The organism is Bilifractor porci, from assembly GCF_009696005.1.
In the GTDB taxonomy this organism is placed as follows: Bacteria; Bacillota; Clostridia; order Lachnospirales; family Lachnospiraceae; genus Bilifractor; species Bilifractor porci.
Genome location: NZ_VUMV01000013.1, coordinates 1 through 25,474 on the forward strand (window position 1 = coordinate 1; position 25,474 = coordinate 25,474).

The 25,474-nt window shown below is 44.4% G+C and carries 24 protein-coding genes and 1 tRNA gene; 14 read left to right on the forward strand and 11 right to left on the reverse strand.

What is annotated here, in order from left to right; translation table 11 throughout:
* Positions 1 to 306 (forward strand): hypothetical protein (locus FYJ60_RS12520; RefSeq protein WP_205839100.1); only part of this gene is annotated, 306 nt, incomplete at its 5' end.
* On the opposite strand, the gene FYJ60_RS12045 is transcribed toward FYJ60_RS12520, so the two are convergent.
* From FYJ60_RS12045 to dnaA, 9 genes are all read right to left on the reverse strand, one after another.
* Positions 288 to 375, reverse strand: a tRNA-Ser gene (locus FYJ60_RS12045). The genes FYJ60_RS12520 and FYJ60_RS12045 overlap by 19 nt on opposite strands.
* Before the next feature lie 137 nt (positions 376 to 512).
* Positions 513 to 1,082: a Fe-S-containing hydro-lyase gene (locus tag FYJ60_RS12050; RefSeq protein WP_330579214.1), complete on the reverse strand. Its 570-nt coding sequence runs from the start codon at positions 1,080 to 1,082 to the stop codon at positions 513 to 515.
* A gap of 86 nt (positions 1,083 to 1,168) precedes the next feature.
* The gene (locus tag FYJ60_RS12055; RefSeq protein ID WP_154458922.1) at positions 1,169 to 2,011 is read right to left on the reverse strand and encodes a fumarate hydratase; all 843 of its coding nucleotides are present in this window, start codon (positions 2,009 to 2,011) and stop codon (positions 1,169 to 1,171) included.
* A 26-nt stretch (positions 2,012 to 2,037) separates the two neighbouring features.
* Complete coding sequence (gyrA, locus tag FYJ60_RS12060; RefSeq protein ID WP_154458923.1) at positions 2,038 to 4,557, reverse strand: DNA gyrase subunit A; 2,520 nt, start codon at positions 4,555 to 4,557, stop codon at positions 2,038 to 2,040.
* 69 nt (positions 4,558 to 4,626) lie between these two features.
* Positions 4,627 to 6,564 (reverse strand): DNA topoisomerase (ATP-hydrolyzing) subunit B, encoded by a 1,938-nt coding sequence (gyrB, locus tag FYJ60_RS12065; protein ID WP_154458924.1) that lies wholly within the window; start codon positions 6,562 to 6,564, stop codon positions 4,627 to 4,629.
* The gene (recF, locus tag FYJ60_RS12070) at positions 6,554 to 7,741 is read right to left on the reverse strand and encodes a DNA replication/repair protein RecF (protein ID WP_154458925.1); all 1,188 of its coding nucleotides are present in this window, start codon (positions 7,739 to 7,741) and stop codon (positions 6,554 to 6,556) included. The genes gyrB and recF overlap by 11 nt, the downstream gene beginning before the upstream one ends.
* Before the next feature lie 4 nt (positions 7,742 to 7,745).
* On the reverse strand, positions 7,746 to 7,955 hold the full coding sequence (locus tag FYJ60_RS12075; RefSeq protein ID WP_330579215.1) for an RNA-binding S4 domain-containing protein: 210 nt from the start codon (positions 7,953 to 7,955) through the stop codon (positions 7,746 to 7,748).
* Between the two features lie 16 nt (positions 7,956 to 7,971).
* The gene (gene dnaN, locus FYJ60_RS12080) at positions 7,972 to 9,075 is read right to left on the reverse strand and encodes a DNA polymerase III subunit beta (protein WP_154458926.1); all 1,104 of its coding nucleotides are present in this window, start codon (positions 9,073 to 9,075) and stop codon (positions 7,972 to 7,974) included.
* 248 nt (positions 9,076 to 9,323) lie between these two features.
* Positions 9,324 to 10,661 (reverse strand): chromosomal replication initiator protein DnaA, encoded by a 1,338-nt coding sequence (gene dnaA / locus FYJ60_RS12085; protein WP_154458927.1) that lies wholly within the window; start codon positions 10,659 to 10,661, stop codon positions 9,324 to 9,326.
* 386 nt (positions 10,662 to 11,047) lie between these two features.
* Between dnaA and rpmH the strand changes: the two genes are divergently transcribed.
* The 13 genes from rpmH to FYJ60_RS12150 all read left to right on the forward strand — a co-directional run bounded on the left by rpmH (position 11,048) and on the right by FYJ60_RS12150 (position 23,545).
* Complete coding sequence (gene rpmH, locus FYJ60_RS12090) at positions 11,048 to 11,182, forward strand: 50S ribosomal protein L34 (protein ID WP_154458928.1); 135 nt, start codon at positions 11,048 to 11,050, stop codon at positions 11,180 to 11,182.
* 82 nt (positions 11,183 to 11,264) lie between these two features.
* Positions 11,265 to 11,609 (forward strand): ribonuclease P protein component, encoded by a 345-nt coding sequence (gene rnpA, locus FYJ60_RS12095; protein WP_154458929.1) that lies wholly within the window; start codon positions 11,265 to 11,267, stop codon positions 11,607 to 11,609.
* On the forward strand, positions 11,606 to 11,827 hold the full coding sequence (gene yidD, locus FYJ60_RS12100) for a membrane protein insertion efficiency factor YidD (RefSeq protein ID WP_154458930.1): 222 nt from the start codon (positions 11,606 to 11,608) through the stop codon (positions 11,825 to 11,827). The genes rnpA and yidD overlap by 4 nt, the downstream gene beginning before the upstream one ends.
* A gap of 32 nt (positions 11,828 to 11,859) precedes the next feature.
* A complete protein-coding gene (locus tag FYJ60_RS12105; RefSeq protein ID WP_205839101.1) occupies positions 11,860 to 13,146 on the forward strand; it encodes a YidC/Oxa1 family membrane protein insertase in 1,287 nt (428 codons plus the stop codon).
* A gap of 14 nt (positions 13,147 to 13,160) precedes the next feature.
* Positions 13,161 to 14,069 carry an RNA-binding cell elongation regulator Jag/EloR gene (gene jag, locus FYJ60_RS12110; protein ID WP_154458932.1) on the forward strand — a complete coding sequence of 303 codons (909 nt, stop codon included), beginning with the start codon at positions 13,161 to 13,163 and terminating at the stop codon, positions 14,067 to 14,069.
* Between the two features lie 359 nt (positions 14,070 to 14,428).
* Complete coding sequence (gene mnmE, locus FYJ60_RS12115; protein WP_330579216.1) at positions 14,429 to 15,808, forward strand: tRNA uridine-5-carboxymethylaminomethyl(34) synthesis GTPase MnmE; 1,380 nt, start codon at positions 14,429 to 14,431, stop codon at positions 15,806 to 15,808.
* A gap of 29 nt (positions 15,809 to 15,837) precedes the next feature.
* A complete protein-coding gene (gene mnmG / locus FYJ60_RS12120; RefSeq protein WP_154458933.1) occupies positions 15,838 to 17,736 on the forward strand; it encodes a tRNA uridine-5-carboxymethylaminomethyl(34) synthesis enzyme MnmG in 1,899 nt (632 codons plus the stop codon).
* A gap of 52 nt (positions 17,737 to 17,788) precedes the next feature.
* Positions 17,789 to 18,526: a 16S rRNA (guanine(527)-N(7))-methyltransferase RsmG gene (gene rsmG / locus FYJ60_RS12125; protein WP_154458934.1), complete on the forward strand. Its 738-nt coding sequence runs from the start codon at positions 17,789 to 17,791 to the stop codon at positions 18,524 to 18,526.
* A 334-nt stretch (positions 18,527 to 18,860) separates the two neighbouring features.
* On the forward strand, positions 18,861 to 19,688 hold the full coding sequence (locus FYJ60_RS12130; protein ID WP_154458935.1) for a ParA family protein: 828 nt from the start codon (positions 18,861 to 18,863) through the stop codon (positions 19,686 to 19,688).
* Positions 19,664 to 20,689, forward strand: a complete 1,026-nt coding sequence (locus tag FYJ60_RS12135; RefSeq protein ID WP_334296190.1) for a ParB/RepB/Spo0J family partition protein — start codon at positions 19,664 to 19,666, stop codon at positions 20,687 to 20,689. The genes FYJ60_RS12130 and FYJ60_RS12135 overlap by 25 nt, the downstream gene beginning before the upstream one ends.
* Positions 20,686 to 21,219, forward strand: coding sequence for a DUF4446 family protein (locus FYJ60_RS12140; RefSeq protein ID WP_154458937.1), 534 nt, complete (start codon positions 20,686 to 20,688; stop codon positions 21,217 to 21,219). The genes FYJ60_RS12135 and FYJ60_RS12140 overlap by 4 nt, the downstream gene beginning before the upstream one ends.
* Positions 21,220 to 21,357: 138 nt before the next feature.
* Positions 21,358 to 22,647 carry a serine--tRNA ligase gene (gene serS, locus FYJ60_RS12145; protein ID WP_154458938.1) on the forward strand — a complete coding sequence of 430 codons (1,290 nt, stop codon included), beginning with the start codon at positions 21,358 to 21,360 and terminating at the stop codon, positions 22,645 to 22,647.
* A 19-nt stretch (positions 22,648 to 22,666) separates the two neighbouring features.
* Positions 22,667 to 23,545 carry a DUF3881 family protein gene (locus tag FYJ60_RS12150; RefSeq protein WP_154458939.1) on the forward strand — a complete coding sequence of 293 codons (879 nt, stop codon included), beginning with the start codon at positions 22,667 to 22,669 and terminating at the stop codon, positions 23,543 to 23,545.
* Positions 23,546 to 23,631: 86 nt separating this feature from the next.
* Here the strand turns inward: FYJ60_RS12150 and mgtE are convergent, their stop codons facing one another.
* Complete coding sequence (mgtE, locus tag FYJ60_RS12155; RefSeq protein WP_154458940.1) at positions 23,632 to 24,984, reverse strand: magnesium transporter; 1,353 nt, start codon at positions 24,982 to 24,984, stop codon at positions 23,632 to 23,634.
* A 245-nt stretch (positions 24,985 to 25,229) separates the two neighbouring features.
* The coding region (locus FYJ60_RS12525) for a hypothetical protein (RefSeq protein WP_205839102.1) at positions 25,230 to 25,474 on the reverse strand (245 nt) is incomplete at its 5' end.

The window sequence follows — 25,474 nt, forward strand, 5'->3', positions numbered from 1 at the left end:
ACGCCGCCAGCGTTCATCCTGAGCCAGGATCAAACTCTCATAAAAAAGATTGAATCCGGTCAGAATCAACTCTTGGCTAATTCATCCCGTTTACTGTTTAAAGGATTGTCTTTCGACAAACTCAAAAATTTTTTGAACTTTCGAGGATGTGTTTTACTGTTCAGTTGTCAAGGAACTGTTTTATCTTCTTCCGAAGATTTTGTCTGCTGTTTTGTGACAGCTTGTTTATATTACTACTCATTTTCTTTCTTGTCAATACTTTTTTTTAAGTTTTTCAAAAAAGAAAACGGAGAAGGAGGGATTTGAACCCTCGCGCCGGTTTCCCGACCTACACCCTTAGCAGGGGCGCCTCTTCGGCCTCTTGAGTACTTCTCCTCAAGCCACACTGTCAAGCATGCACAAAATTTAACCTTTACACAAAAAAGTGAAAAAATTAAAGCCCCACTTGCGTGACGCATGGCTTATTATATGAAATATGCTTGCTTTTGTCAATTATTTTTTTCTTTTAATTTTCAACAATTTTTACCCTGTTTTTTTAGTCCGGATTTTTCCAGTGCGATATCATAGATATTGTGTCCTCTTGAATCAATCGCCACAATAACCGGGAAATCCCGCACCTCTAATTTCCGGATGGCCTCTGTTCCCAGATCTTCATAAGCAATGATCTCTGATGAAACTATTCTTTTAGACAGCAGGGCTCCGGCTCCTCCGACCGCGGCAAAATAAACACAGCCGTTTCTGATGATCGCGTCTGTGACTGCCTGTGTCCTTCTTCCCTTCCCGATCATTCCCTTCATTCCGAGATCCATCAGCTCCGGGGCATACTGATCCATTCTGCCTGCGGTCGTAGGACCGGCAGAACCAATGACCCTTCCCTCTCTGGCCGGAGATGGTCCCATATAATAAATAATACTGTCCCTGATCGGAAACGGAAGAGAATCTCCCCGCCGCAATGCCTCTATCATACGCTTATGGGCCGCATCTCTTGCCGTATACACAACTCCGGTAAGATACACATAGTCCCCTGCCTGTAATTTTCTGATATCATTTTCACTCAAAGGAAGCTGAATTTTATTTTCCACTTCTTTCCACCTCTGAAAAAAACTGCTGTGTCTCCGGAACATATCACTATAACTATCACCGGAAAAAGAGAAATGAATCTTCCGGATTAAAGTACTCTTACCGCATGCCGGTTCACATGACAGCACATATTAACAGCCACAGGAAGGCCTGCAATATGCGTTGCATAAACATTAATATTGACTCCGAGGGCCGTGACCGTTCCTCCAAGCCCTCCCGGCCCGATTCCTAAACGGTTAATGCGTTCCAGCAGTTCTTCTTCCATCTCACGCACATAGGGAATCTCCGAGTGCTGCCCCGCAGGCCTGGTCAGTGCCCTTTTCGCCATGACCGCAGCTTTCTCAAAGGTTCCTCCTATTCCTACCCCTACATAAACCGGGGGACAGGAATTCGGACCTGCTTCTTCCACGGTACGGACAATTGCCTCTTTTACCCCTTCGATTCCCTGCGCAGGCTTCAGCATATAAATACGGCTCATATTTTCACTGCCGAATCCCTTTGCTGTCACCGTCAGTTTTACCTGATCTCCGGGAACAATGGAATAATATACAACAGCCGGGGTATTATCTCCTGTATTCCTGCGGATCAGAGGATCCTCTACGACAGACTTTCTTAAATATCCCTCCTGATATCCTCTCCTTACCCCTTCTTGAATGGCTTCTTCCACATAGCCGCCTTCTATATGCACATCCTGGCCGATATCAGCAAAAACAACAGCCATGCCCGTATCCTGGCATATGGGAATCCTGTCCTCCCTGGCAATATTAAGATTCTCCTCCAGCTGCCCCAGAATCTGTTTTCCAAGAGCCGATTTTTCCTTATGAACCGCCTGATCCATACAGGATTTCATATCATCCGATAACTGATAATTCACAGAGATACACATCTCTTTTACCGCATTTGTGATATCTTCCGCCTGAACTGTACGCATTGAAAACCTCATATCTGACTCAGTATTCAAAAATCCTGATTTTCCTTTTCTTCCGGGACATCATCTCCGGTAACCTCTTCCTCTGAATCTGTTTCCTCTTCCGAAGATTGATCCTCTCTTACCTTAGCAATTCCTGCCACCGAATCCTTCACATTCATCAGCTTGACACCGGTTGCCGAGCGGCTGAGCAAGGAAATCCCGTCTACCGGAGTACGAATAATAATTCCTCCGGAAGTAATCAGCATCACCTCATTATCCCGGTTTACGGCCTTAACTCCGACCAGATCTCCTGTCTTTTCCCGCAGACCGATGCATTTTACACCATATCCGCCCCGTCCCTGAACATGGAAATCATCAAATGCCGTGATCTTCCCGATTCCGTTTTCCGTCGCAAAAAGCAGAAAATCACCCTGCGAACGAAGCTGCATGCCAATGACTTCATCGTTTTCTCTAAGACGGATTCCGAGGACTCCCATAGAACCTCTTCCGGTTGCACGAACCTCTGATTCCTTAAAGCGGATTGCCATTCCTTTTTTCGTCGCAAAGAAGATGTCCTGGTTTCCGTCCGTGTACTTCACTTCTATCAGATCGTCACCATCTCTGAGGGTAATGGCAGCCAGTCCGCTTTTCCTCATATTCCGGAAAGCCGGTACCGGCGTTTTTTTCACCAGTCCCTGCTTTGTCGACATGACAATGTACTGATCTTCCCTGAATTCCCGAATCGGTATTACAGCCGTGACCTTTTCTTCCGGCATCAGCTGCAGAAGATTGACAATAGCAGTACCTCTTGATGTCCGGGAAGCCTCCGGAATCTCATAGGCCTTCATGGTATAGGCACGGCCCAGGTTCGTAAAAAACATCAGAAAATCATGAGACATGGTCATAAACAGGTCTTCGATGCAGTCATTATCCAGTGTCTGCATGCCCTTAATTCCCTTGCCTCCACGGTTCTGGCTGTGGAAATTATCCGGTGACATTCGTTTGATATATCCCAGATGGGAAAGCGTAATCACCGTATTTTCTTTCGGAATCAGATCCTCGGTGGAAATATCATATTTATCCACACCGATTCTAGTTCTGCGGTCGTCTCCGTACTTATCCGCAATTTCCTGTATTTCATCCCGGATAACACCGAGGAGAAGCTTTCTGTCTGAAAGAATTGCCTTGTACTCCGTTATTTTTTTCTGCAGATCATCATATTCTGCCTGGAGCTTTTCTCTTTCCAGGCCTGTCAGTGTGCGCAGACGCATATCCACAATCGCTTGTGCCTGCGGCTCCGTAAAATCAAATTTAGAGATCAGATTTGTTTTGGCCTCCGCAGTATTTGCGGAAGCGCGGATGGTGTGAATGACCTCATCAATAATATCCAGGGCTTTCAGAAGTCCTTCCAGAATATGTGCTCTTTCCTGTGCTTTGTTCAGGTCATACTGCGTTCTTCTGGTGATAACTTCTTCCTGGTGCTTCAGATAATATCTGAGCATATCCAGAATATTGAGGATCTTCGGCTGATTATCCACAAGGGCAAGCATAATGACGCCAAAGGTATCCTGCAGCTGTGTATGCTTATACAGCTGATTCAGAATCACATTGGCATTCGCGTCCCTGCGAAGTTCAATCACCACTCGCATTCCCTCTCTGCTGGAGTGATCATTGACAGCGGTTATCCCATCGATTTTTTTGTCACGGACAAGCTCTGCTATTTTTTCAATCAGACGGGCTTTATTTACCATATAGGGAAGCTCGGTAATGATAATCTGGCTCTTTCCGTTTGGCAGAGTTTCAATATCCGTAATACCGCGCACACGGATTTTTCCCCGCCCTGTACGGTATGCTTCTTCAATCCCCCGGGTTCCCAGAATTTCCGCCCCTGTAGGAAAATCCGGTCCTTTAATGATGGAGAGAATTTCATTGATATCAGTGTCTCTGTCTTCCTCTACCTGGTTATCAATAATTTTAACAACAGCAGCGACTACCTCCCTGAGATTATGTGTAGGAATATTGGTAGCCATTCCGACCGCGATTCCCGACGCGCCGTTAACCAGAAGATTCGGAATTCTTGCGGGAAGAACCGTGGGCTCCTTCTCCGTGTCATCGAAATTCGGCACAAAATCCACGGTATCTTTGTTCAGGTCTCTTACCATTTCCATGGATATTTTCGACAGCCTGGCCTCTGTATACCGCATGGCAGCCGCACCGTCTCCGTCTACCGATCCGAAATTTCCGTGTCCGTCCACCAGCGGATAACGCATATTCCAGTCCTGAGCCATGGTAACCAGGGCACCGTAAATAGAACTGTCCCCGTGCGGATGATATTTTCCCATTGTATCACCGACGATACGCGCACATTTTCGATGAGGCTTATCCGGTCCGTTATTCAGCTCTATCATAGAATAAAGAATTCTTCGCTGGACGGGCTTCAACCCGTCCCGGACATCCGGCAGCGCCCGTGAGGCAATGACACTCATGGCATAATCGATATAGGAATCCTCCATTTTCTTTTTCAGATCTACTTCTTCTATGTTGTCAAAGACTTTATCGTCTGCCATTTTTATCTCCTTATCTTACGTACGCTGCTTAACCATTGCTATTTTCCTGCCGGGAACGGCGGGCAGTAATTAAATGTCCAGATTTTTAACATCCTTGGCCCGTTCTTCAATAAATTCCCGGCGCGGCTCTACCTTGTCACCCATCAGTGTGGTAAAGGTAAGATCTACCTCCGATGCGTCATCATTATCCATGTTGACGCGAAGAAGAACCCTGTTTTCGGGATCCATGGTTGTTTCCCACAGCTGATCGGCATCCATCTCTCCCAATCCCTTATACCGCTGAATTTTGTTGGAGGAATCCCTGCCGATTTCAGACATGATTTTATTCAGCTCTTCATCGCTGTAAGCATACCAGACCTTTTTATTTTTTTCGATTTTATACAGAGGCGGTTTTGCAAGATAGACATGTCCCTGCTTAATCAGCTCCGGCATAAACCGATAGAGGAACGTAAGCATCAGCGTGGCAATATGGGCTCCGTCCACATCGGCATCTGTCATAATAATAATTTTGTCATAGCGAAGCTTCGAGATGTCAAAATCCTCATGAATGCCCGTCCCAAATGCGGTAATCATGGAGCGAATCTCCGCATTGCTGTAGATTCTGTCCAGTCTGGCCTTCTCTACATTCAGAATTTTACCCCGAAGCGGAAGGATCGCCTGCGTCCTTCTGTTTCGGGCGGTTTTGGCGGAGCCTCCTGCGGAGTCTCCCTCTACGATAAATATTTCGCAGTTTGCCGGATTTTTATCTGAACAGTCTGCCAGTTTTCCGGGCAGCGAAAGACCATCCAGCGCTGTTTTTCTTCTGGTCAGTTCTCTGGCTTTCCGTGCCGCTTCTCTGGCTCTCTGGGAAACGACGGATTTTTCAATAATTATTTTGCCGACATCCGGATGCTGTTCCAGATAAACCGCAAGCTGCTGGCTGACAATGTTATCTACAGCTCCCCGTGCCTCGCTGTTTCCAAGCTTCTGCTTGGTCTGTCCCTCAAACTGTGGATCTTCGATTTTAACACTGACAATCGCCGTCAGTCCTTCCCGGATATCTTCTCCGGAAAGATTTTCCTCGCTGTCCTTCAGCAGCTTCATTTTTCTTCCGTAATCATTAAAAGTTCTTGTAATGGCCTGCCGGAATCCTACAATGTGCGTGCCGCCTTCCGGTGTAAGAATATTATTGACAAATCCATATACCGTCTCATTATAGGAGTCATTATGCTGCATGGCGACTTCCACCATGACGCCGTTCTGCATTCCCTCAAAGTACATAATATCCGGATACAAGGCCTCGTTGCTTCGGTTCAGGTACTGAACAAATTCCCGGATTCCTCCCTCATAGTGGAAAACCTTTTCTTTTTCCCTTCCCTCCCGGACGTCCCGGAGTGTAATTTTCAGACCGCGGGTAAGAAAAGCAGTTTCTCTGAGACGGGTTTTTAATACATCAAAATCGTAGACCGTATCCTCAAAGATAGTCTCATCCGGCTTAAAATCCACACGGGTTCCTGACAAATCCGGACTGCAGTCTCCGACAACCTTCAGCGGATACATGGTTTTCCCACGTTCATACCTCTGTTTATAAATTTTTCCCTCATGAAAAATCTGAACTTCCAGCCAGTCTGAGAGAGCATTCACAACAGAAGCTCCTACGCCGTGAAGTCCGCCGGATACCTTATATCCGCCGCCGCCGAATTTTCCGCCGGCATGAAGAACCGTAAAAACAACCTCCACAGCAGGTTTTCCTGCTTTATGGTTCATCCCCACCGGAATTCCCCTGCCGTTATCAATAACCGTAATGGAATTATCCTGATTGATCTGTACCTCAATTTCCGTACAATATCCCGCAAGAGCCTCATCGACAGAATTGTCTACAATTTCATAGACAAGATGATGGAGACCTCTGGAAGACGTCGTTCCGATATACATACCTGGTCTTTTTCTGACGGCCTCCAGACCTTCCAGAATCTGAATCTGGTCTGCGCCGTATTCATTTGTTACCGCTGTCAGTTTATCGTTCATTCCGTCCTCCTGTTTCTGCCTGCCCTGTCTCTACATTTGAACTATCTATTTGTTTCGTTTCATCCGGGTTTTCCCCACAGAGATCTCTCTCCCGTCTGAAAATCTCTGCAGATCCATTTTCCACATAAAAAACCCGGTTCATCGGGAAATGATTGCCTACCAGTTCATCCACCCCTGTACAGGTAATAAATGTCTGAACATGATTCATATTCTGTAAAAGCATTTTCTGACGGCTGCTGTCCAATTCCGAAAGAACGTCATCCAGAAGAAGAACCGGCATCTCCCCTGTTTTCTGCCTGATCAGATAGATTTCAGAAAGCTTCAGGGATAAGGCTGCGCTTCTCTGCTGTCCCTGTGAACCAAAATGCCGGATATCAACCTGATTGATTTCCACACGGAAATCATCTCTGTGGGGTCCTTCAGAAGATGTCCGGCATTTCAGATCTTTTTCCCTGTTCTGTTTTAATCTCTCCGAAAAATAATCCGGTCCGGAATCCGGCTCATAAAACAATCGGATTTCTTCCTTCCCGCAGGTAAGCTGGGAATGGATCTCCCTCACTGTTTCGTTCAGCTCTCCGATAAACTGCTCCCTCTGCCGGATAATCGGAATTCCGTAACGAAGCAGCTGTTCATCCCAGACATCCAGCGTTGGTTCCAGAGAAGGCTGAAAAGCCAGATCCTTCAGCAGTTTGTTCCTCTGCATCAGAATTTTGTTATAATCCGAAAGTCTGGAAAAATACAATCTGTCCAGCTGGCACAGCTGACTGTCCATAAATCTTCTTCTTTCTCTCGGACCGCTTTTAATAATATTCAGATCTTCCGGGGAAAAGAGGACAAGCTTAATCAGACCAAAAAGCTCCGAAGCTTTGCGGATAGGCATACCGTCTATCGCTGCGCCTTTTGCCTTGTTTTTTTTCAGATGCATATCTATTTTATGCGGCACTCCGTCCTTACTGACATGCATCCGGATATGCGCCTCGTCCTCGCCAAAACGGATCAATTCCGAGTCGCACGCAGAACGGTGGGATTTTGTTGTCCCGCAGACATAAATGGCCTCCAGGATATTGGTCTTTCCCTGCGCATTATCACCGAAAAAAATATTGGTTTCTCTGTCAAAAGAGATGGAGAGACGATTATAATTTCTGAAATTTTTTAATTCTACAGACTCAATATACATCTATTCACTTCGTGACTTTTACGGTCTTTCCCTGAAATGTAAAAACATCTCCTTCAAAAAGCTTTCTCCCTCTTCTGTTTTCCGTCTGACCGTTCACCTCTACTTCCCCGCTCTGGATCACCTGTTTTGCCTCAGAGCCTTCCTCTGCCAGCCCGGCAAGCTTCATCGCCTGCCCCAGCTTGATATATTCATCTTTTATTTTGATTGTCTCCACTTTGATTTCATCTCCATTATCTGCTGATATTAACCGGAAGAATCAGGTAAATATAGGTGTTTTTGTCATCCCTGATAAAGCAGGGCGCCTTTGCGTTGACAAAATACAGCGTAACTGATTCATCATCAATGACCCGGAGCGCGTCCAGAAGAAGACGGGGATTGAAGCCGATCACAATATCTTTTCCCGTCTTAATGACTCCCATAGATTCATTCATGGAGCCGAGAGGAGTGGTAATCTGAATGTTCATCCCGTTATCTGTAATATCCATGATAACCGGCATTTTATCACTTTCTCTGACAAGAAGAGTTGCCCTGTCTATGCAGGAGATAAACTCCTGCCTGTTAAGTTCTATCTTTGTGTCGTAATCACTGGAGAGCATCTGGTCAATCTGAAAATATTCTCCCTCAATGAGGCGGGAGAGAACGACCGTCTGATCAAATTCAAACAAAATATAATTGCTGGAGAAATTGATGGTTACCAGTTCGGATCCCTCTCCGGAAATGATTTTGCTTATTTCACTGAGCGTTTTTCCAGGCACAACCACTTTCAGATCCGGGCAGCTGTCTTTCAGTTCCAGATTACGGATGGCAATTCTGTGCCCGTCAAGAGAAACAACACGCAGCACATTATTTTTGATCTCAAAAAGTTCTCCTGTCATCAACTTGTTGTTTTCATTTACCGCGATAGAGAAAATAGTCTGCCTGATCAGCTCTTTCAGGGAGAACTGCGAAATTGTAACAGATGCCCTGGTTTCGATCGTCGGAAGATAGGCAAAATCCTCTCCGGATTTTCCGGGAATAACAAATTTTGCTTTTTCACAGGTAATGGTTGCAGTATATTTATCATCTGTTACGATTGTCACTTCATTGTTTGGAAGCTTTCTTACAATATCAGACAAAATTTTCGCGTCCAGGGCTATTTTACCGCTCTCGATAATGGTTCCCTTTACTTCTGTTTCTATTCCAAGCTCCATATCATTTCCGGTAAACAGAATTCTGGAACGGGACGCGTCAATCATAATGCACTGCAGGATCGGCATTGTTGTTTTTCCCGGAATAGCCTTCATAACAATATTGACACTATTCATCAGATCTGTCTGGTTAAAAACAAGCTTCATAACAGAAAGTCCTTTCTATAAAAATCAGAAATTGCCATAGTGATATAAAAGAATAAATTCATCATCTTATTCTTCATAGGGGTTGATTTGTTGAAATCCCTTAGAATTCCCTTTCCCACGTGAAAAAACGGCTTGGATAACTGTGTTGAAAGAACCGAAAAAAGCTGTAGATAAAACGTGCAGACATTTTTTCTGCACATTCCTTACACGGGACATTCAACAGAGTTATGCACATCGGGAGCCGGTTTTCAGGAAGGGGGATTCAGCTTTTTTTTCAAAAGATCCACGACTTCCTTTGTTTCCGGATTATTTTTATATTCTTTTTCTATCTTTTCAATCCCATACATAATGGTGGTATGGTTTTTGATTCCCACGGCGTCTGCAATGGCCTGCTGCTTATAGTTCAGAAGAGTCCGGCAGAGATACATGACAATCTGGCGTGGAAAAGCAACCTTCCTGGATTTGTCCTGGCTTTTGATCTCTTCCGGCGTAAGATCGAACTGTTCGGCTACGACATCTATAATATAGTCCGGTGTCAGAGATTTCTGGTCATTGGGAGAAATCAGGTCGGCAAGGACCTGTTTGGCCAGATCCAGCGTGATTTCCTTGTTTTCCAGATTGGCCATGGCGATGACCCTGTTCAGTGAGCCCTCCAGTTCCCGGATGTTGGATTTAACATTCGCGGCGATATATTCCAGTACATCATTATTAATGGTATAGCCGTCTTCCTCTTCCTTTTTTTTCAGGATGGCCATTCTGGTCTCATAGACAGGAATCTGAATGTCTGCCATCAAACCCCATTCAAACCGGGAACGGATCCTTTCTTCCAGAATATTCATGTCCTTGGGAGGACGGTCCGAGGAAAGAACAATCTGTTTTCCTGCCGAATGGAGGGTATTAAAGGTATGGAAAAATTCCTCCTGTGTCGATTCCTTTCCTATAATAAACTGAATATCGTCGATAAGAAGGACGTCAATATTTCTGTATTTTTCTCTTAATTTATTGATTGCTACGGTACCGGTACGGATTGCGTCAATTACTTCATTGGTAAACTCTTCGCTGGTCACATATAAAATCTTGGCCGAAGGATTGTGTTCAATGATAAAGTGGGCGATGGAATTCATCAGATGTGTTTTTCCAAGTCCCACACCTCCGTAAAGGAAAAGAGGGTTGTACATCTTTCCGGGGGACTCAGCCACAGCCAGAGATGCCGCATGGGCAAACTGGTTATTGCTTCCAACGACAAAGGTATCAAAGGTATATTTGGGATTTAAACCGGCAAGCTGGGAGCTTTTCTGGATCTGCTCCTCTTCTGTCCTTTTTTCTACATCCTCCGGAAGAACAAAATGAATGTCGCAATCCATTCCGGTTACTTCGGCTATTGCGACTTTTATGGGAAGAAGATATCTTTTGGATACATAATCCAACCCGACCTGCTGGGAGGGAACAAGAATGGTGACATTATTTCCGTCCACTTTGTAAACCTCCAGAGGTTTTATCCACGTTTTGAACGAAACATCCCCCAGCTCATGTTCCACTTTTACACGTTCCAGAATTTCATCCCACTTTTGCTCTATAATATTCATGTTTAACTCCTGCAGAGAACCAGTTTCTTCTTATTTATATATCAGATTTTTTTTAAGTCTCTTCTATATTAAACGAAACACATGCATTTATCAACAAAAGAAATCTTTCAACAGGATTTTTACACAAAAACCGGAGTTATCCACAAATATATCCACAAAATGTTGATAATATTACGTAAACTCCGAAGTACATAATCTGATTTTGTGGATAAAATTCAGATTATTTTTTCCTTGACGGGTTATACCTTTCTGATTATAATTTATACGATGTTTTCTCGGCATACATGACAGGCGGTTCGACCTTTGTATTGACGAACCTGCCTTATAAAAGAATCGACTCGCCACAGCAAGGTGGTATGTATGAGAAAAAAGGAGGTGTACTGACCATGAAAATGACATTTCAGCCGAAAAAGATTTCCAGATCCAGAGTTCATGGATTTCGCAGCAGAATGAGCACAAAGGGCGGAAGAAAAGTTTTAGCTGCCAGACGTGCAAAAGGCAGAAAAGTATTATCTGCATAAAACAGATGAATTTAGCCGAAGGAGGGCTGTCGTACATGTTCTATGCGACAGCCCTTTTTCAGTCTCCGGGAGAGGAATCTGCATGAAGTTTTCTGATAGCCTGAAAAAAAACCGGGATTTCCAGAACGTTTACAGAAGAGGAACATCAACTGCAGACAAATATTTTGTCATGTATGCTCTGAAAAACGGAACGGAATGCAACAGAATCGGTATTTCCGCAAGTAAAAAGGTAGGGAACAGTGTTGTGCGCCATACCATTGCGAGGCGTATCAGAGAGGCTTACAGGCTCCAGGAGGAGCTTTTTTGCAGGGGATATGATGTTGTTTTTATAGCCAGATCTGCGGCAAAAGACTGTACGCAGAAGCAGGCGGAAGAATCGGTACGTGTTCTTGCCGGAAAACAGCATATTCTGGAGGGTAAGAAATGAAACACAAATCAGGGTTTATTATGATCCAGGGGATTCGTCTGTACCAGAAATACCTTTCCCCGCTGAAGGGTGTAAGATGCCCGTATATCCCTTCCTGCTCTCAGTATGCGGTAGAAGCGATCGAAAAATACGGAGCGGTAAAGGGCGGACTGCTGGCATCCTGGAGAATTCTCAGATGCAATCCTTTTTCAAAGGGTGGTTTTGATCCGGTACCCTGAAATCGTTGGTTATGTTCTGGAGGAAAACTCATTTGGAACTATTATTAAGCAAATCCTCTATGCCACTGATCAAGTATGTTGCACAGCTGCTTGGATGGCTGATAGAAGGAATTTATGAGGTGCTCTACAGACTGAATATTCCTAATATCGGCGTGGCAATTATCTTTTTTACAATTATCATTTATATCTGTCTGACCCCTATTCAGGTAAAGCAGCAGAAGATGTCCAAGGTTATGAATATCATTAACCCTGAACTGCAGAAGATTCAGAAAAAATACCAGGGGAAAAAAGATACAGTGTCTCAGCAGAAAATGCAGGAGGAGACCATGGCCCTGTACAGCAAGTACGGAGTTTCTCCTACCGGAAGCTGTCTTCCTCTTTTAATTCAGCTTCCTATCCTGTTTGCGCTGTATCAGGTTATTCTTTATATACCCGGATATATCAGCAGGGTAGCGGACATTTTTAACGGTCTTGCGTCTAAGATTGTCAGCGTAAACGGTTATGGAGATATTCTTGCGCAGTTTGTGAAAGACAACAGTGTGAGAAATGTTTCGATTACTGCCGAGGCCACACAGAAGCAGGTGGTTGATTTTCTTTATGTCCTGAAGCAGTCCCAGTGGTCAAAGCTTGCGGATATCAGTCAGTTTTCTTCATTTTCGGGAAATATTACTGCCACCGCGGAGCAGAGCAGGAGAATTAACACATTCCTGACAATTAATATCTCGGACTCTCCCTGGGATGCCATCCGTACCGGATTTTCCAGTATTTTCAGCGGTCATGCCACGGTAATCATTGTGGTTTCTCTGCTTATCGGCATTATGATTCCTGTTCTCGCGTGGTTTACGCAGTGGCTGAATATGAAGCTGATGCCTCAGCAGGCGCCCGCCGGCAATGATTCCGGGAACAGCATGGCAAACCAGATGAATACCATGAATAACATCATGCCGATTATTTCTGCTGTGATGTGCGTTACCTTTAACATGGGTATCGGTATCTACTGGATTGTCGGTGCTATTGTCCGCTGCGTGCAGCAGGTAGTCATTAACCGCCGGATTGCCAATCTGGATCCGCAGGCGATGATTGAAAAGGCAAAGAAGAAAAACGAAAAGAAAGAGCAGAAGAGAAAAGATTATACGGCCAATATATCACAGAATGCCCGCACAAATGTGAAAAAGATCAGTCCTAAATTTGATACTTCAAATCTGTCAGATGTTGAGACCGCGTGGGATTCCGAGAAGGTAGATCCGAACAGTATCACTGCTAAGGCAAATATGGTTCGTAGTTATGATGAAAAAAAGAATAATCGCAAGAAAAGGTGACAGGAGGCGAGAACATGGATTTTGTTGAAGTATCCGCAAAAACTGTGGATGAAGCCATAACAAAAGCATGTATAGAAATGGGACTGTCCAGCGATCAGCTTGAAATACAGGTAGTGAGCGAGGGAAGTTCCGGCTTTCTAGGAATTGGAAGCAAGCCTGCGGTAATTCAGGTACGTGCAAAACAGACACAGGCTGCTTCTTCATTAAAAAAAGAAGAGAAAGCTGAAAAAAAGCCGGCAGCAGAAGTACCGCAGAAGGAAGAAAAGAAAAATTCTGTGGTTTCTGATGAGGCAGAAAAAGATAAAAAGGCTGCCGACGCAGAACCCTCGGTGAAAACGGAAGACAGACCGGAAAAAGACGTCAAAAACAGCGGAAAAAAAGCCGAAGAGAAAAAAAACAGACCTTCTCATGAAGAAAAAGAAGAAGAAGTCGTTCCGCGTTCAGAAGAAGAAGTTGCGGCAATTAAAAAGTCCGCGTCGGATTTCCTTACCGAGGTATTTAAGGCCATGGATCTGCCGGTAAATATTACCATGGACTATGAGCAGGAAACGGGAAGTCTTTCTATTGATTTCGAGGGACCCGATATGGGAATTCTGATCGGAAAGAGAGGACAGACACTGGATTCCCTGCAGTATCTGGTCAGCCTTGTTGTAAATAAAAACCAGGAGCATTATGTTCGGGTAAAGCTGGATACTGAAAATTACAGAAAGAGAAGAAAAGAAACGCTGGAAAATCTTGCCAAGAACATAGCCTACAAAGTGCGCCGCACCAGAAGGCCTGTTTCTCTTGAGGCTATGAATCCTTATGAGAGAAGAATCATTCATTCCGCTCTTCAGGGGAACAAGTACGTGGAAACCTACAGTGAGGGGAACGAGCCCTACCGGCATGTTATTGTAGCGCCAAAGAAATCAAGCGAAAGCTGAATCCTTTGATCGATATTGATTTATTAAACAAAAAGCCTGATAATATACAGAATCCGAAAAGAATATCGGCGGCTGCAGTCTTTACCGACTGCGGTCTGAATTGGATTAAACTGCCTTTCAGATTCTGTAAATCAGGCTTTTTTGTGTATACGTTAAGTCGAAAAACGGAGACGCAAATATCTGTAAGTTGTACAGAAGCTGTGAAGCAGCGCAGAAATGCCGAAACTTATGTATGCTGCAGCAGGCCGCGGGGGATTAAATTTTCGTTTCCAGACATTAACAGGTATGCGTGTGGATTAGAAATATGATTCAGTTCGGAAAATTTACTGCAGGAGTAAAAAATCAGGGGTAATACCGGTATGATGGCAAATGAAGATACGATTGCCGCAATTTCTACCGCTATGGCGCCTTCCGGGATCGGAATTATCCGGATCAGCGGTCCGTCGGCACTGGAAATTGCGGACAGAGTTTTTATCAATCCCAAAGGAAAGAAGCTTGCGGAACAAAAAGCCTATACGGTTCATTACGGACATGTGGTGGAAGAGGGAGAATGTCTGGATGAGGTTCTTGCAGTTGTTATGCGTGCTCCTCATTCTTATACCGGAGAAGATACGGTTGAATTGGACTGTCATGGCGGTGTTCTTGCGACCAAAAAGGTATTAGAGGCCGTTCTCAGAAACGGCGCTCGGACAGCCGAACCGGGAGAATTCTCAAAACGGGCATTTTTAAACGGACGTATGGATCTGTCACAGGCAGAGGCTGTCATGAAGGTGATTTCTGCAAAGAATGAATATGCTTTGAAAAGCTCTGTACGCCAGTTAAGTGGTTCTGTCTCGGAAAAAATCAGAACAATAAGAAAAAATCTGCTGCATGAGACGGCAAGGATAGAGGCTGCGCTGGATGATCCGGAGCATATGAGCCTGGAAGGATATGAAAGCCAGTTCCGTTCTGTGATATCCGATCAGAGGGATCAGATAGACCGGCTCCTGAAGCATGCAGACTCCGGTATTCTGATGCAGGAGGGCTTAAAAACAGTTATTATCGGAAAGCCTAACGCCGGAAAATCCTCACTGCTGAACCTTTTATCCGGCGAGGATAAGGCCATTGTTACCGATATTGCCGGAACAACGCGGGACATTCTGGAAGAGCAGATCAATATCCGGGGAGTTACCCTGCGCATTCTGGATACGGCTGGTATCCGGAATTCTGATGATATCATAGAGCAGATTGGGGTAAAAAAAGCTGTGGAACAGGTTCAGGATGCCGATCTGATCTTATGTGTCTTTGACAGCTCGGTGCCTCTTGATGAGAATGACCGGAAGATTTTGAACCTGATTCGTGGAAAAAAGGCAATCATTCTTCTTAATAAGAGTGATCTGGATTCTGTTGTATCGGAAAATGAGATTAGAGAACTTACGGAATCACCGGTTATTACCTTTTCTACCAGAAATAAGGCAGGACTTGACCTTCTGGAGAGCACGATTGAAAAAATGTTTTTTCATGGCCAGCTGCAGTTTAATGATGAGGTTTGTATCACCAGCATCCGACATAAGCAGGCGTTGGAAGAGGCGGACCGACAGTTGGGGTATGTCCTGAAAAGTGTTGATGATGGTATGCCGGAGGATTTCTGGTCCATAGACCTGATGGGGGCCTGCGACGCGCTGGGTAAAATTACCGGGGAGTCTGCAGGAGAGGATCTGGTAAATGAAATATTCAGCAGCTTCTGTATGGGAAAATAGTTTACATAATACATAAATCAGGTATCAATATGCAGGTTGTAGAAGAAAATTATGATGTTGTAGTTGTAGGTGCCGGGCATGCCGGCTGTGAAGCGGCTCTTGCCTGTGCGAGACTGGGACTGGAAACTATCGTTTTTACGGTCAGTGTGGACAGTATTGCAATGATGCCCTGCAATCCGAATGTAGGCGGTACTTCCAAGGGACATCTTGTCAGGGAATTGGATGCTCTGGGCGGAGAGATGGGAAAAAATATTGACAGGACCTTTATTCAGTCAAAAATGCTGAATAAGTCAAAGGGTCCTGCGGTACATTCTTTACGTGCGCAGGCGGATAAGAGCGAGTACAGCAGAAGCATGAGAAAGGTTTTGGAAAGTCAGGATCATCTGACTATCAGACAGGCGGAAGTAGCCGAGTTGATGGTAGAAGATCATGTGTGCCGGGGAGTTAAGACCTTTTCCGGAGCGATCTATCACAGCAAGGCTGTTGTGCTCTGTACAGGAGTCTATCTGAACGCCAGGTGCCTTTACGGAGATACGGTGAATTACACAGGACCGAATGGTCTGCAGTCTGCAACACACCTGACTGATTCCTTGAAAAAAAACGGAATTGAAATGTTTCGTTTTAAGACCGGAACCCCTGCCAGAATTGACCGGAGAAGCATAGATTTTTCCAAAATGGAAGAGCAGAAAGGCGATACTCCTGTTATACCTTTTTCCTTTTCTACGAATCCGGAAGATGTACAGATTGATCAGGTATCCTGCTGGCTGACGCACACAAATGAAGAGACGCATAAAATAATCCGGGATAACATCGACCGGTCTCCGCTTTACTCCGGAAAAATTCATGCGACCGGACCCAGATACTGTCCATCCATTGAAGATAAAGTTGTAAAATTTGCAGATAAGAAGAGCCATCAGGTTTTTATAGAGCCTGAGGGGAGATATACGCAGGAAATGTATATTGACGGAATGTCGAGTTCCATGCCTGAAGATGTCCAGTTTGCCATGTATCGGACGGTACCCGGGCTGGAACATGCACGGATTGTTCGTAATGCATACGCGATCGAGTATGACTGCATCAATCCGATCCAGCTGAAAGCTACTCTTGGTTTTAAGAAAATCAAAGGACTGTACTCCGGCGGCCAGTTTAACGGCAGTTCCGGATATGAGGAGGCTGCCGCACAGGGTCTGATTGCCGGGATCAACGCGGCCATGGAGATCCTTGGGAAGGAACCATTGGTTCTGGACAGGTCGGAAGCTTACATCGGCGTTTTAATTGATGATCTTGTCACAAAACCTACGTTGGAACCGTACCGGATGATGACAAGCCGCGCAGAATATCGGCTTCTTCTCCGCCAGGACAATGCAGACCTGAGACTTCGGAAGTACGGATACCGCGTGGGACTTGTGGATGAGAATACCTGGAAAAAAACGCAGGAAAAAGAAAAGCAGATTCAGGATGAGATTGAGCGGACAGAACACACTTTTGTAAAAGGCAATGAAGAAACCAAGGCGTTTTTAACTTCCTTCCATTCCGCGGATGTAAAAGGAAGCTGTACGATTGCCGATTTAATCAGACGTCCGGAGTTAAGCTATGAATGCCTGTCTGTACTGGATCCGGAAAGGCCGGATTTACCTGTATCTGTCGGTGAGCAGGTAAACATACAGCTGAAATATGAAGGATACATCAAACGGCAGATGGCGCAGGTTGCCCAGTTCAAGAAAAAAGAAGCCAGAAAAATTCCTGATGATATCGATTATACAAAGGTAAACAGTCTGCGGACAGAAGCGGTTCAAAAGCTGGAAAAATACAGGCCTGCAAATATCGGACAGGCTTCCCGTATTTCGGGTGTCTCCCCTGCGGATATCTCTGTACTGCTTGTTTATCTGAGTACGGTTGAACAAAAAAACAGAGAAGATCTTTTATGATAAAGATTCTTTCATATAGTTCGGCAGAAACTTAGAATTGGAAAAGAAGGATATGAGTGATACAAGATTAAAATCTCCGGAATTTGTTTCATTTCTTCATGAGGCAGAATCCTTTCATATTTCATTAACGGAAGAACAGCAGGTAAAGTTTCTTCATTATATGGACTTGATGCTCGAATGGAATCAGAAAATAAATCTGACTGCTATTACAGATTTTCATGATATCCTGACGCTGCATTTCCTCGACAGCCTTGCCCTTGCAAAATACGAAAATCTTTCTCAAAAAAGTAAAATTGCTGATATCGGAACAGGGGCCGGATTTCCCGGAATTCCTCTGGCAATAGCTTTTCCGGAACTGCAGATCTTGCTGCTTGATTCTCTGAATAAAAGAGTGAACTTTTTGAATGAAGTAATCAACCGTCTCGGGCTGCAGAATTGCACAGCAGTGCAGTCTCGTGCGGAAGATGGGGCAAGGCAGACAACGTATAGGGAGAAATTTGATCTGGTTACATCCAGAGCCGTTGCGTCACTTTCTCCTCTTTGCGAATACTGCCTCCCGTATGCCAAAATAGGCGGGAAGTTCTACGCTTACAAATCCTTAAAAACAGAGGAGGAATGCAGCAATTCTTCGGCTGCCATTCAGATACTGGGAGGTAAAATACAGCACATCTACTCCGTATATCCGCAGGACTCTGAAAGAAAACGAACGCTGGTTTGTATTGAAAAGATAAAACCAACCCCAAATAAATATCCGAGAAAAGCAGGAACACCGGTAAAAAAACCTTTGTAAAAAGATAAACTCATAAAAAATGCTTATACCTTTCGACAATATATTTCGAAATAGGTATAAGCATTTTTTTTATAATGACTCTGCATTTCAAGATGTTTCACGTGAAACATGGTAATTCAAAATATAATGGAAGAAAAATATTATTACTAAAGGAAAGGCACATTGTATTTTACAAAGTATAGAATGTTTCACGTGAAACATAGCCGAATACATAGACGCAGAAAAAGAAAAATGCTATAATCAAAAAGCCTGTAAATTAGGAAGATGGTTTTGTCTATGGTGAGATTTATACAAAAAATTATGCTGATTTTTTGATAGATTGCCGGACGAATGAATGAAAAAAAAGGAGGTTCAAGTGGCCACTGTTTTTGCAATCGCAAATCAAAAGGGTGGTGTCGGGAAGTCTACAACAGCTGTCAATTTGTCTGCTTGTATTGCGGAACAGGGTTATTCTGTTCTGGTTATTGATATTGATCCACAGGGAAATGCTACAAGCGGATTGGGAGTAGAAAAAGATAAAATGCAGAATTCGATTTATCAGGTTATGCTTGGTGAATGTTCAATAAGTGACTGTATTCTGCATCTCAGATATAAGAAACATGAGGATATGAAAACCTTTGATCTGGTTCCTTCCGATGTAAATCTTTCTGCTGTGGAAGTAGAGCTAGTTAATCAGGAGGATAAGGAATATCTTCTGAAAAAGCGGTTGGAGCCGATAAAGGACAAATACGATTATATTATTATAGACTGTCCTCCTTCCCTGAATCTGCTTACTATCAATGCATTAACAACAGCTGACAGTGTACTGATTCCGATTCAATGCGAATTTTATGCATTGGAGGGACTGGCACAGCTGCTCTATACAATACAGCTTGTGCATGAAAGACTGAACAGCAGGCTGTTTGTGGAAGGCGTTATATTTACCATGTATGATTCTCATACAAAACTTTCCAGACAAGTTGTGGATGATGTGAAAGAAAATTTGAATCAGTATATTTTCAAAACAGTTATCCCAAGAAATGTTCGTCTTGCAGAAGCGCCAAGCTACGGACTGCCTGTTAATATTTATGATAAAAAATCAGAGGGCGCAAAGAGCTATAAAAAGCTCGCGAAGGAAATCATAAAAAGGAGGAAGGCATTATGGCAGCCAGGGGAGGCTTGAACAAAGGAAGAGGTCTGGGTGCTTTGATACCGAATAAGCTTCAGGAAGCTGAAATTGAGGCTCCGGACAGATCCTCAAAACGTACGTCCGGGAATCTTGCAGGAACGGTCAATTCCGGAAGTTCCCAATTAAATTCAGCCGGAACTTCGGAGACTGGAGAGGACAAAAAAACAGCTGCGGGAGCCGAAAAAAAGACAGAAGCACTGGCCGGAAGCAAAATGGTCAGAATTACAGAAGTAGTTCCAAATCAATCACAGCCGCGCAAGGTATTTGAAGAAGAATCTATTCATGATCTGGCTGCGTCGATTCAGAAATATGGTATACTTCAGCCGCTCCTGGTTCAGAAAAAAGGAAAATATTACGAGATCATAGCCGGTGAGAGAAGGTGGCGTGCGGCAAAGGAGGCCGGAATCAAGGAAGTTCCGGTGATTGTACGGGAGTTCAAAGAGCAGGATGCAGTGGCAATTTCCCTGATTGAGAACATTCAGCGGGAAAACCTGAATCCGATTGAAGAAGCAAGAGCTTATGAGAGACTGATTAATGAATTCGGGCTTACTCAGAATGAAGTTGCCAACCGCGTTTCCAAAAGCAGAACGGCTGTTACCAATATCATGAGGCTTCTGAAACTGACAGAAGAAGTGCGGAAGTATGTAACAGACGGTGCGCTTTCCATGGGACATGCGAGGGCGCTCCTTGCGCTGGAAGATTCGGAGATGCAGAAGGCTGCGGCGGACCAAATTATTCAGAGAGGATTCAGCGTACGCGAGGCGGAGGCTCTTGTAAAAAGGCTGATGAGTCCTGCACAACAAGAAAAAAAAGTGCAGAAAGATCCACAGAGAGAAATCGTATACCGCCAGCTGGAAGAACAGATGAAGAAAAAAACCGGAACCAAGGTCAGCATTCACCAGAAAAGCGGGCAGAAGGGAAAAATTGAAATAGAATATTATTCGGATGAAGATCTTGACCGGATAGCAGCGTTAATCGGAGGCGGAAGCCTATGAGCAGTTTATTTGGAAGTGCCGCGGCAGGAGTTATGATTATTCTTCTGTTTATTATGGTTATTGTTCTGGCTGTCATTGTTTTTCGACAGTCGCTCCGGATTAACCGACTTAGCAGAAAATACCGGCTGTTTATGAAAGGCGCAGACGGTCAGTCCATAGAAAAGGCTCTGGCAGTCCGTTTTCACAATATGGACAGGCAGGAGGCAAAAACAGAGAGCAACAGCCGGGATATTCAGGAGCTGCTGGAGCAGCAGAGCAAGGTGCTGAATAAATATGGAATCGTAAAGTATGATGCCTTTGAAGATGTCGGGGGAAAGATGAGCTTTGCCCTGGCTATGCTTGACAAGGATAATACAGGATTTGTGCTGAATGCTATACACAGCAGAGACAACTGCTTTCTTTATCTCAAAGAGGTGGTGAAAGGGGAATCCTATATCATGCTCAGTAAGGAAGAGATAGAGGCTCTTCAAAAAGCAGTCAGCAAAGAGGAAGAAATAGCATCGGATACACAGGTTAAAGACGCCGTATAGGCGGAACAGAAGTATTTTTATTTTTCGTCACTGCTGGAAATGTTACTGAAAATATAACAGGCTGATGAAAATCCGACAAAGGTATCGGCTGAAAAAAATCAGAAGAAAAAATTTAAGCAAGACAGGGAGGAGACAGAAATGATAGATATTAAATTTTTAAGAGAAAACCCGGAGGCTGTAAAACAGAATATCCGCAACAAGTTTCAGGATGAGAAGCTTCCGCTGGTAGACGAGGTTATTGCGCTGGACAAAGAAAGACGTGAGATTCTTCAGGAGCTGGAGAGCCTCAGGGCGGAAAAAAACCGGAGCGCAAAAGAGATCGGACAGCTGATGAAGCAGGGAAAAAAAGAAGAAGCGGAGGAAGCAAAGAAGAAAGTTGCGGCATCCGGATCAAGAATTGATGAGCTGAGCGAGCGCAGCAAGACCGTAGATGAAGAAATTAAAAAACGGATGATGGTGATTCCGCAGATCATTGATCCTTCGGTTCCGATTGGAAAGGACGACTCGGAAAATGTGGAAATTGAGCGCTTTGGAGAACCTGTCGTACCTGATTTTGAAGTGCCCTATCATATGGATATTATGGAATCGTTCGATGGCATTGATCTGGACAGCGCACACCGGGTTGCAGGAAACGGATTCTACTATCTGAAAGGCGATATTGCACGCCTTCATTCTGCCGTCCTTTCTTATGCAAGAGATTTCATGATCGACAGAGGATTTACCTATTATATTCCCCCGTTTATGATCCGCAGCAATGTGGTAAATGGCGTTATGAGCTTCGCCGAGATGGACGCTATGATGTATAAGATTGAAGGAGAGGATCTCTACCTGATCGGCACCAGCGAGCATTCCATGATCGGTAAATTTATCGACCAGATTATCCCGGAGGAAGAGCTTCCCCAGACACTGACCAGTTATTCTCCCTGTTTCAGAAAAGAAAAAGGTGCCCATGGTCTGGAAGAAAGAGGCGTATACCGTATCCATCAGTTCGAGAAGCAGGAAATGATTGTTGTCTGCAAACCGGAAGAAAGTAAAAAATGGTACGATGTTCTCTGGAAAAATACGGTAGACCTTTTCCGCTCCATGGATATTCCGGTTCGTACACTGGAATGCTGTTCCGGCGATCTGGCCGATCTGAAGGTAAAATCCTGTGATGTAGAGGCATGGTCTCCGCGTCAGAAAAAATATTTTGAAGTAGGAAGCTGCTCCAACCTGGGGGATGCCCAGGCAAGAAGACTGAAGATCCGTGTTCAGGCAAAGGATGGAACGAAATACCTTGCCAATACGCTGAACAATACGGTGGTTGCTCCTCCAAGGATGCTGATCGCATTTCTGGAGAACAATCTTCAGGCAGACGGAACCGTCAGGATTCCGGAAGTGCTTCGTCCCTACATGGGAGGAAAAGAAAAGCTGGTTCCTAAAAAGTAAGTTGACATAAGTAGATAACATGCATAGTTTTTTAGGATCCATAGGATTCAGTAAACTATCAGATCTGGAAGACCAGGATAAGCTTATCCAGGATGTTCTGACTCATTTTGATTTCAAAAATGTTTCGGTAAATGAATATGGTCATACCTTTGTCGAGATATCAAAGGAATTTGCCGAAGACTGTGGAATTACCGTGTGCGGCGAATATGACAGAAGTAATCTGTTTCATTTTGACTATTATTATCCTTATTATTGGGGGTCTCAGATTACTTCTTATGAGAGCGTCTCTGTCAATAAACATCTGTCGGATGAATCTTATGCGGCGGCGTGTGATGATCTCCGGACAGGCACGACACTGATCTTCTATCTTACCAATACGGCGGAATATTTCAGAATAAGCAAGGATCGAGGGACTGGTGATATGCAGACCTCTGTTACCGTTTCCGCACTTGCGAAGAGCGGATCGGTGCTGCTTCCTGTTGCGCCGGAACAAAAGCCGCATGCGCTGGATCCCAGAGAGCTGGAAGAAAAAAATGATCTGGTCGAGGCCGCGCAAAACGGAGATGAAGATGCTATCGAGAGCCTTACCATGGAAGACATGGACACCTATACCATGCTTTCCAGAAGAATCAGACATGAGGATGTGTATACGATTGTGAATACCTATCTCATGCCTTATGGGATGGAATGCGATCTTTACAATATTATGGGAGAGATCACCGGTTTCAGGACTACCAGAAATCGGGCTACAAATGAAAAACTTTATCAGATTTCCCTGTTATGCAACGAGATACCGATGGATGTCTGTATCAATGAGAAAGATCTGGAAGGAGAACCGGAAGTCGGGCGAAGATTCAAAGCCATTGTATGGCTTCAGGGAAGAATTAACGCGGGCTGAATATCACGCAGAATAAATGAAAAGGGACTGGTGTTTCCTGCCGTCCTGCCAAAAGGCAGGCAGCATAGAACACCAGTCCTGTTTTTTTATGCGCCGAGAAGAAGCGGAAGAAAGATATTTGCCAGTCCCAAAAAGATAAAGAAGCCAAGAACATCGGTCGCTGTTGTGACAAAGATGGAGGAGGCCACAGCCGGGTCTGCGTGAATTTTATCCAGCATTAACGGCACCAGAAAACCAAAGATTCCGGCAACAAGCATATTGCCGATCATGGCGATAAATACAATGACGCCAAGGTACAGATTTCCGTAAACCCAGTAAACAATGATTCCGGTGACAACACCGTTCACAGCTCCGTCAATCAGTCCTAGAAGGAGTTCCTTAAAAAGTCCCTTTGCGGCTTCCGCGCCGGTAATTTTATTTTTGGAAAGTTCCCGGACAAGAACTGACATGGTCTGCGTACCCGCATTTCCGCCCATTCCTGAAACAATCGTCATAATTGCGGAAAGAGCCACAACCTGGTTGATGGTGCTTTCAAATAATTTAACCGTGAAAGATGCCAGAAAGGCAGTAGCAAGATTAACCAGAAGCCAGGGCAGACGGAAACGGACGGACTGTCCCAGAGAAGTATTCAGCCGCTCTTCCGAACTGACGCCGGCCAGCTGGAGCATATCTTCATCATGCTCCTGAATAATGACATCGATAACATCATCTACGGTAACAATACCAAGAAGCTGCTTTCTGGCACTTACAACAGGAATCGCATTTAAGTCGTATCGGGATACCAGTTTGGCAACTTCCTCCTGGTCTACTTCGGGAGTGACAAAAATGACATTCCCGTGCATGATATTCACGATTTTTTCCGCACCCGGAGAAGAAAGAAGATCCCTCAGGTCCAGTGTGCCGGTCAGCCGGTGCTGCCTGTCAGTCACATAAATTGTTTCGATGACTTCTGTTTTAGGTCCTATTTCGTGAATTTTCTGGATTCCCTCTGTAACCGTCAGGTCTTCGTTCAGAGCCAGATAGGCGGTACTCATCAGACCTCCGGCAGATTCCTCCGGATACTGAAGGAGATCGGTGATTATTTTCCTGTCTCCGGATTTCATCAGGTTCAAGACTTCTTTCCGTCTTCCGGTCGGAAAATCACCCAGGATATCTACAATATCATCCTTCTGCATGTGAGAAAACAGCGTCAGCAGACTGTCATTATCAATGGTCTTTGCAAGGCGGAGCCGGAGCTCATCATCTGCTTCTTCCATCAGTGCAGTCTGGTTATCTTTGGACAGCATTTCAAAGACCTGCCGGAGATCTTCGTCTTCCAGATCTTCCGCTGCCTGGGCAAAATCAATAGCCTCCATGTTTTCAAAGAGGTTGTTCAGTGCAGCCGTATCCTTTGAAGTAATGGATTCGTATATTTTCTCTCTTACGTCATTTTCTTCCATGGCTTTTCCCTCCGGATGCGCTCATTCTGCTGCGGGCAGTCTTTGGCAGGAAAATTTATGTCTGTCAAAGACTACTGTACCACGAATAGAAGTAGATTGTTTGTTAATTTGTTACGGAATGTGCGTTTTACCGGCCTTTTACCGGATTTTAGAAATGTAGCGCCGATATGTAGAATTGCTTTTACCATATGGTATTACTTTTATTATGTGAAACCGCATTTATTAAGAAGAACAAGGATAAAATTTCATTTGTCTTCCGGTTGCTGTATTCTTCTTCCTGGCAGACGGGCAGTTCTGGTTATTGATACCTTTGATATTTTTGAAAACAGAAAATATGGGGTACAAAATAATGGGTAAATATGATAAAATCCCGTTTTCAACAGTTTCGAGATAAAAAGAGCCCAGGAATGGTTGTGTTTAAGCCATTTTCTGAGCTTTTTTACTCCCTGCAAATGTTGTATTGGTACACTGACCTGATATAAAATATTTC

What these genes read in the sequence shown, in the direction of transcription:
- FYJ60_RS12055 (WP_154458922.1), bottom strand. Translation starts at nt 2,011, where the DNA reads ATGCGTACAGTTCAGGCGGAAGATATCACAAATGCGGTAAAAGAGATG.
- gyrA (WP_154458923.1), bottom strand. Translation starts at nt 4,557, where the DNA reads ATGGCAGACGATAAAGTCTTTGACAACATAGAAGAAGTAGATCTGAAA.
- gyrB (WP_154458924.1), bottom strand. Translation starts at nt 6,564, where the DNA reads ATGAACGATAAACTGACAGCGGTAACAAATGAATACGGCGCAGACCAG.
- recF (WP_154458925.1), bottom strand. Translation starts at nt 7,741, where the DNA reads ATGTATATTGAGTCTGTAGAATTAAAAAATTTCAGAAATTATAATCGT.
- dnaN (WP_154458926.1), bottom strand. Translation starts at nt 9,075, where the DNA reads ATGAAGCTTGTTTTTAACCAGACAGATCTGATGAATAGTGTCAATATT.
- dnaA (WP_154458927.1), bottom strand. Translation starts at nt 10,661, where the DNA reads ATGAATATTATAGAGCAAAAGTGGGATGAAATTCTGGAACGTGTAAAA.
- rpmH (WP_154458928.1), top strand. Translation starts at nt 11,048, where the DNA reads ATGAAAATGACATTTCAGCCGAAAAAGATTTCCAGATCCAGAGTTCAT.
- rnpA (WP_154458929.1), top strand. Translation starts at nt 11,265, where the DNA reads ATGAAGTTTTCTGATAGCCTGAAAAAAAACCGGGATTTCCAGAACGTT.
- yidD (WP_154458930.1), top strand. Translation starts at nt 11,606, where the DNA reads ATGAAACACAAATCAGGGTTTATTATGATCCAGGGGATTCGTCTGTAC.
- jag (WP_154458932.1), top strand. Translation starts at nt 13,161, where the DNA reads ATGGATTTTGTTGAAGTATCCGCAAAAACTGTGGATGAAGCCATAACA.
- mnmE (WP_330579216.1), top strand. Translation starts at nt 14,429, where the DNA reads ATGATGGCAAATGAAGATACGATTGCCGCAATTTCTACCGCTATGGCG.
- mnmG (WP_154458933.1), top strand. Translation starts at nt 15,838, where the DNA reads ATGCAGGTTGTAGAAGAAAATTATGATGTTGTAGTTGTAGGTGCCGGG.
- rsmG (WP_154458934.1), top strand. Translation starts at nt 17,789, where the DNA reads ATGAGTGATACAAGATTAAAATCTCCGGAATTTGTTTCATTTCTTCAT.
- FYJ60_RS12130 (WP_154458935.1), top strand. Translation starts at nt 18,861, where the DNA reads ATGAAAAAAAAGGAGGTTCAAGTGGCCACTGTTTTTGCAATCGCAAAT.
- FYJ60_RS12140 (WP_154458937.1), top strand. Translation starts at nt 20,686, where the DNA reads ATGAGCAGTTTATTTGGAAGTGCCGCGGCAGGAGTTATGATTATTCTT.
- serS (WP_154458938.1), top strand. Translation starts at nt 21,358, where the DNA reads ATGATAGATATTAAATTTTTAAGAGAAAACCCGGAGGCTGTAAAACAG.
- FYJ60_RS12150 (WP_154458939.1), top strand. Translation starts at nt 22,667, where the DNA reads ATGCATAGTTTTTTAGGATCCATAGGATTCAGTAAACTATCAGATCTG.
- mgtE (WP_154458940.1), bottom strand. Translation starts at nt 24,984, where the DNA reads ATGGAAGAAAATGACGTAAGAGAGAAAATATACGAATCCATTACTTCA.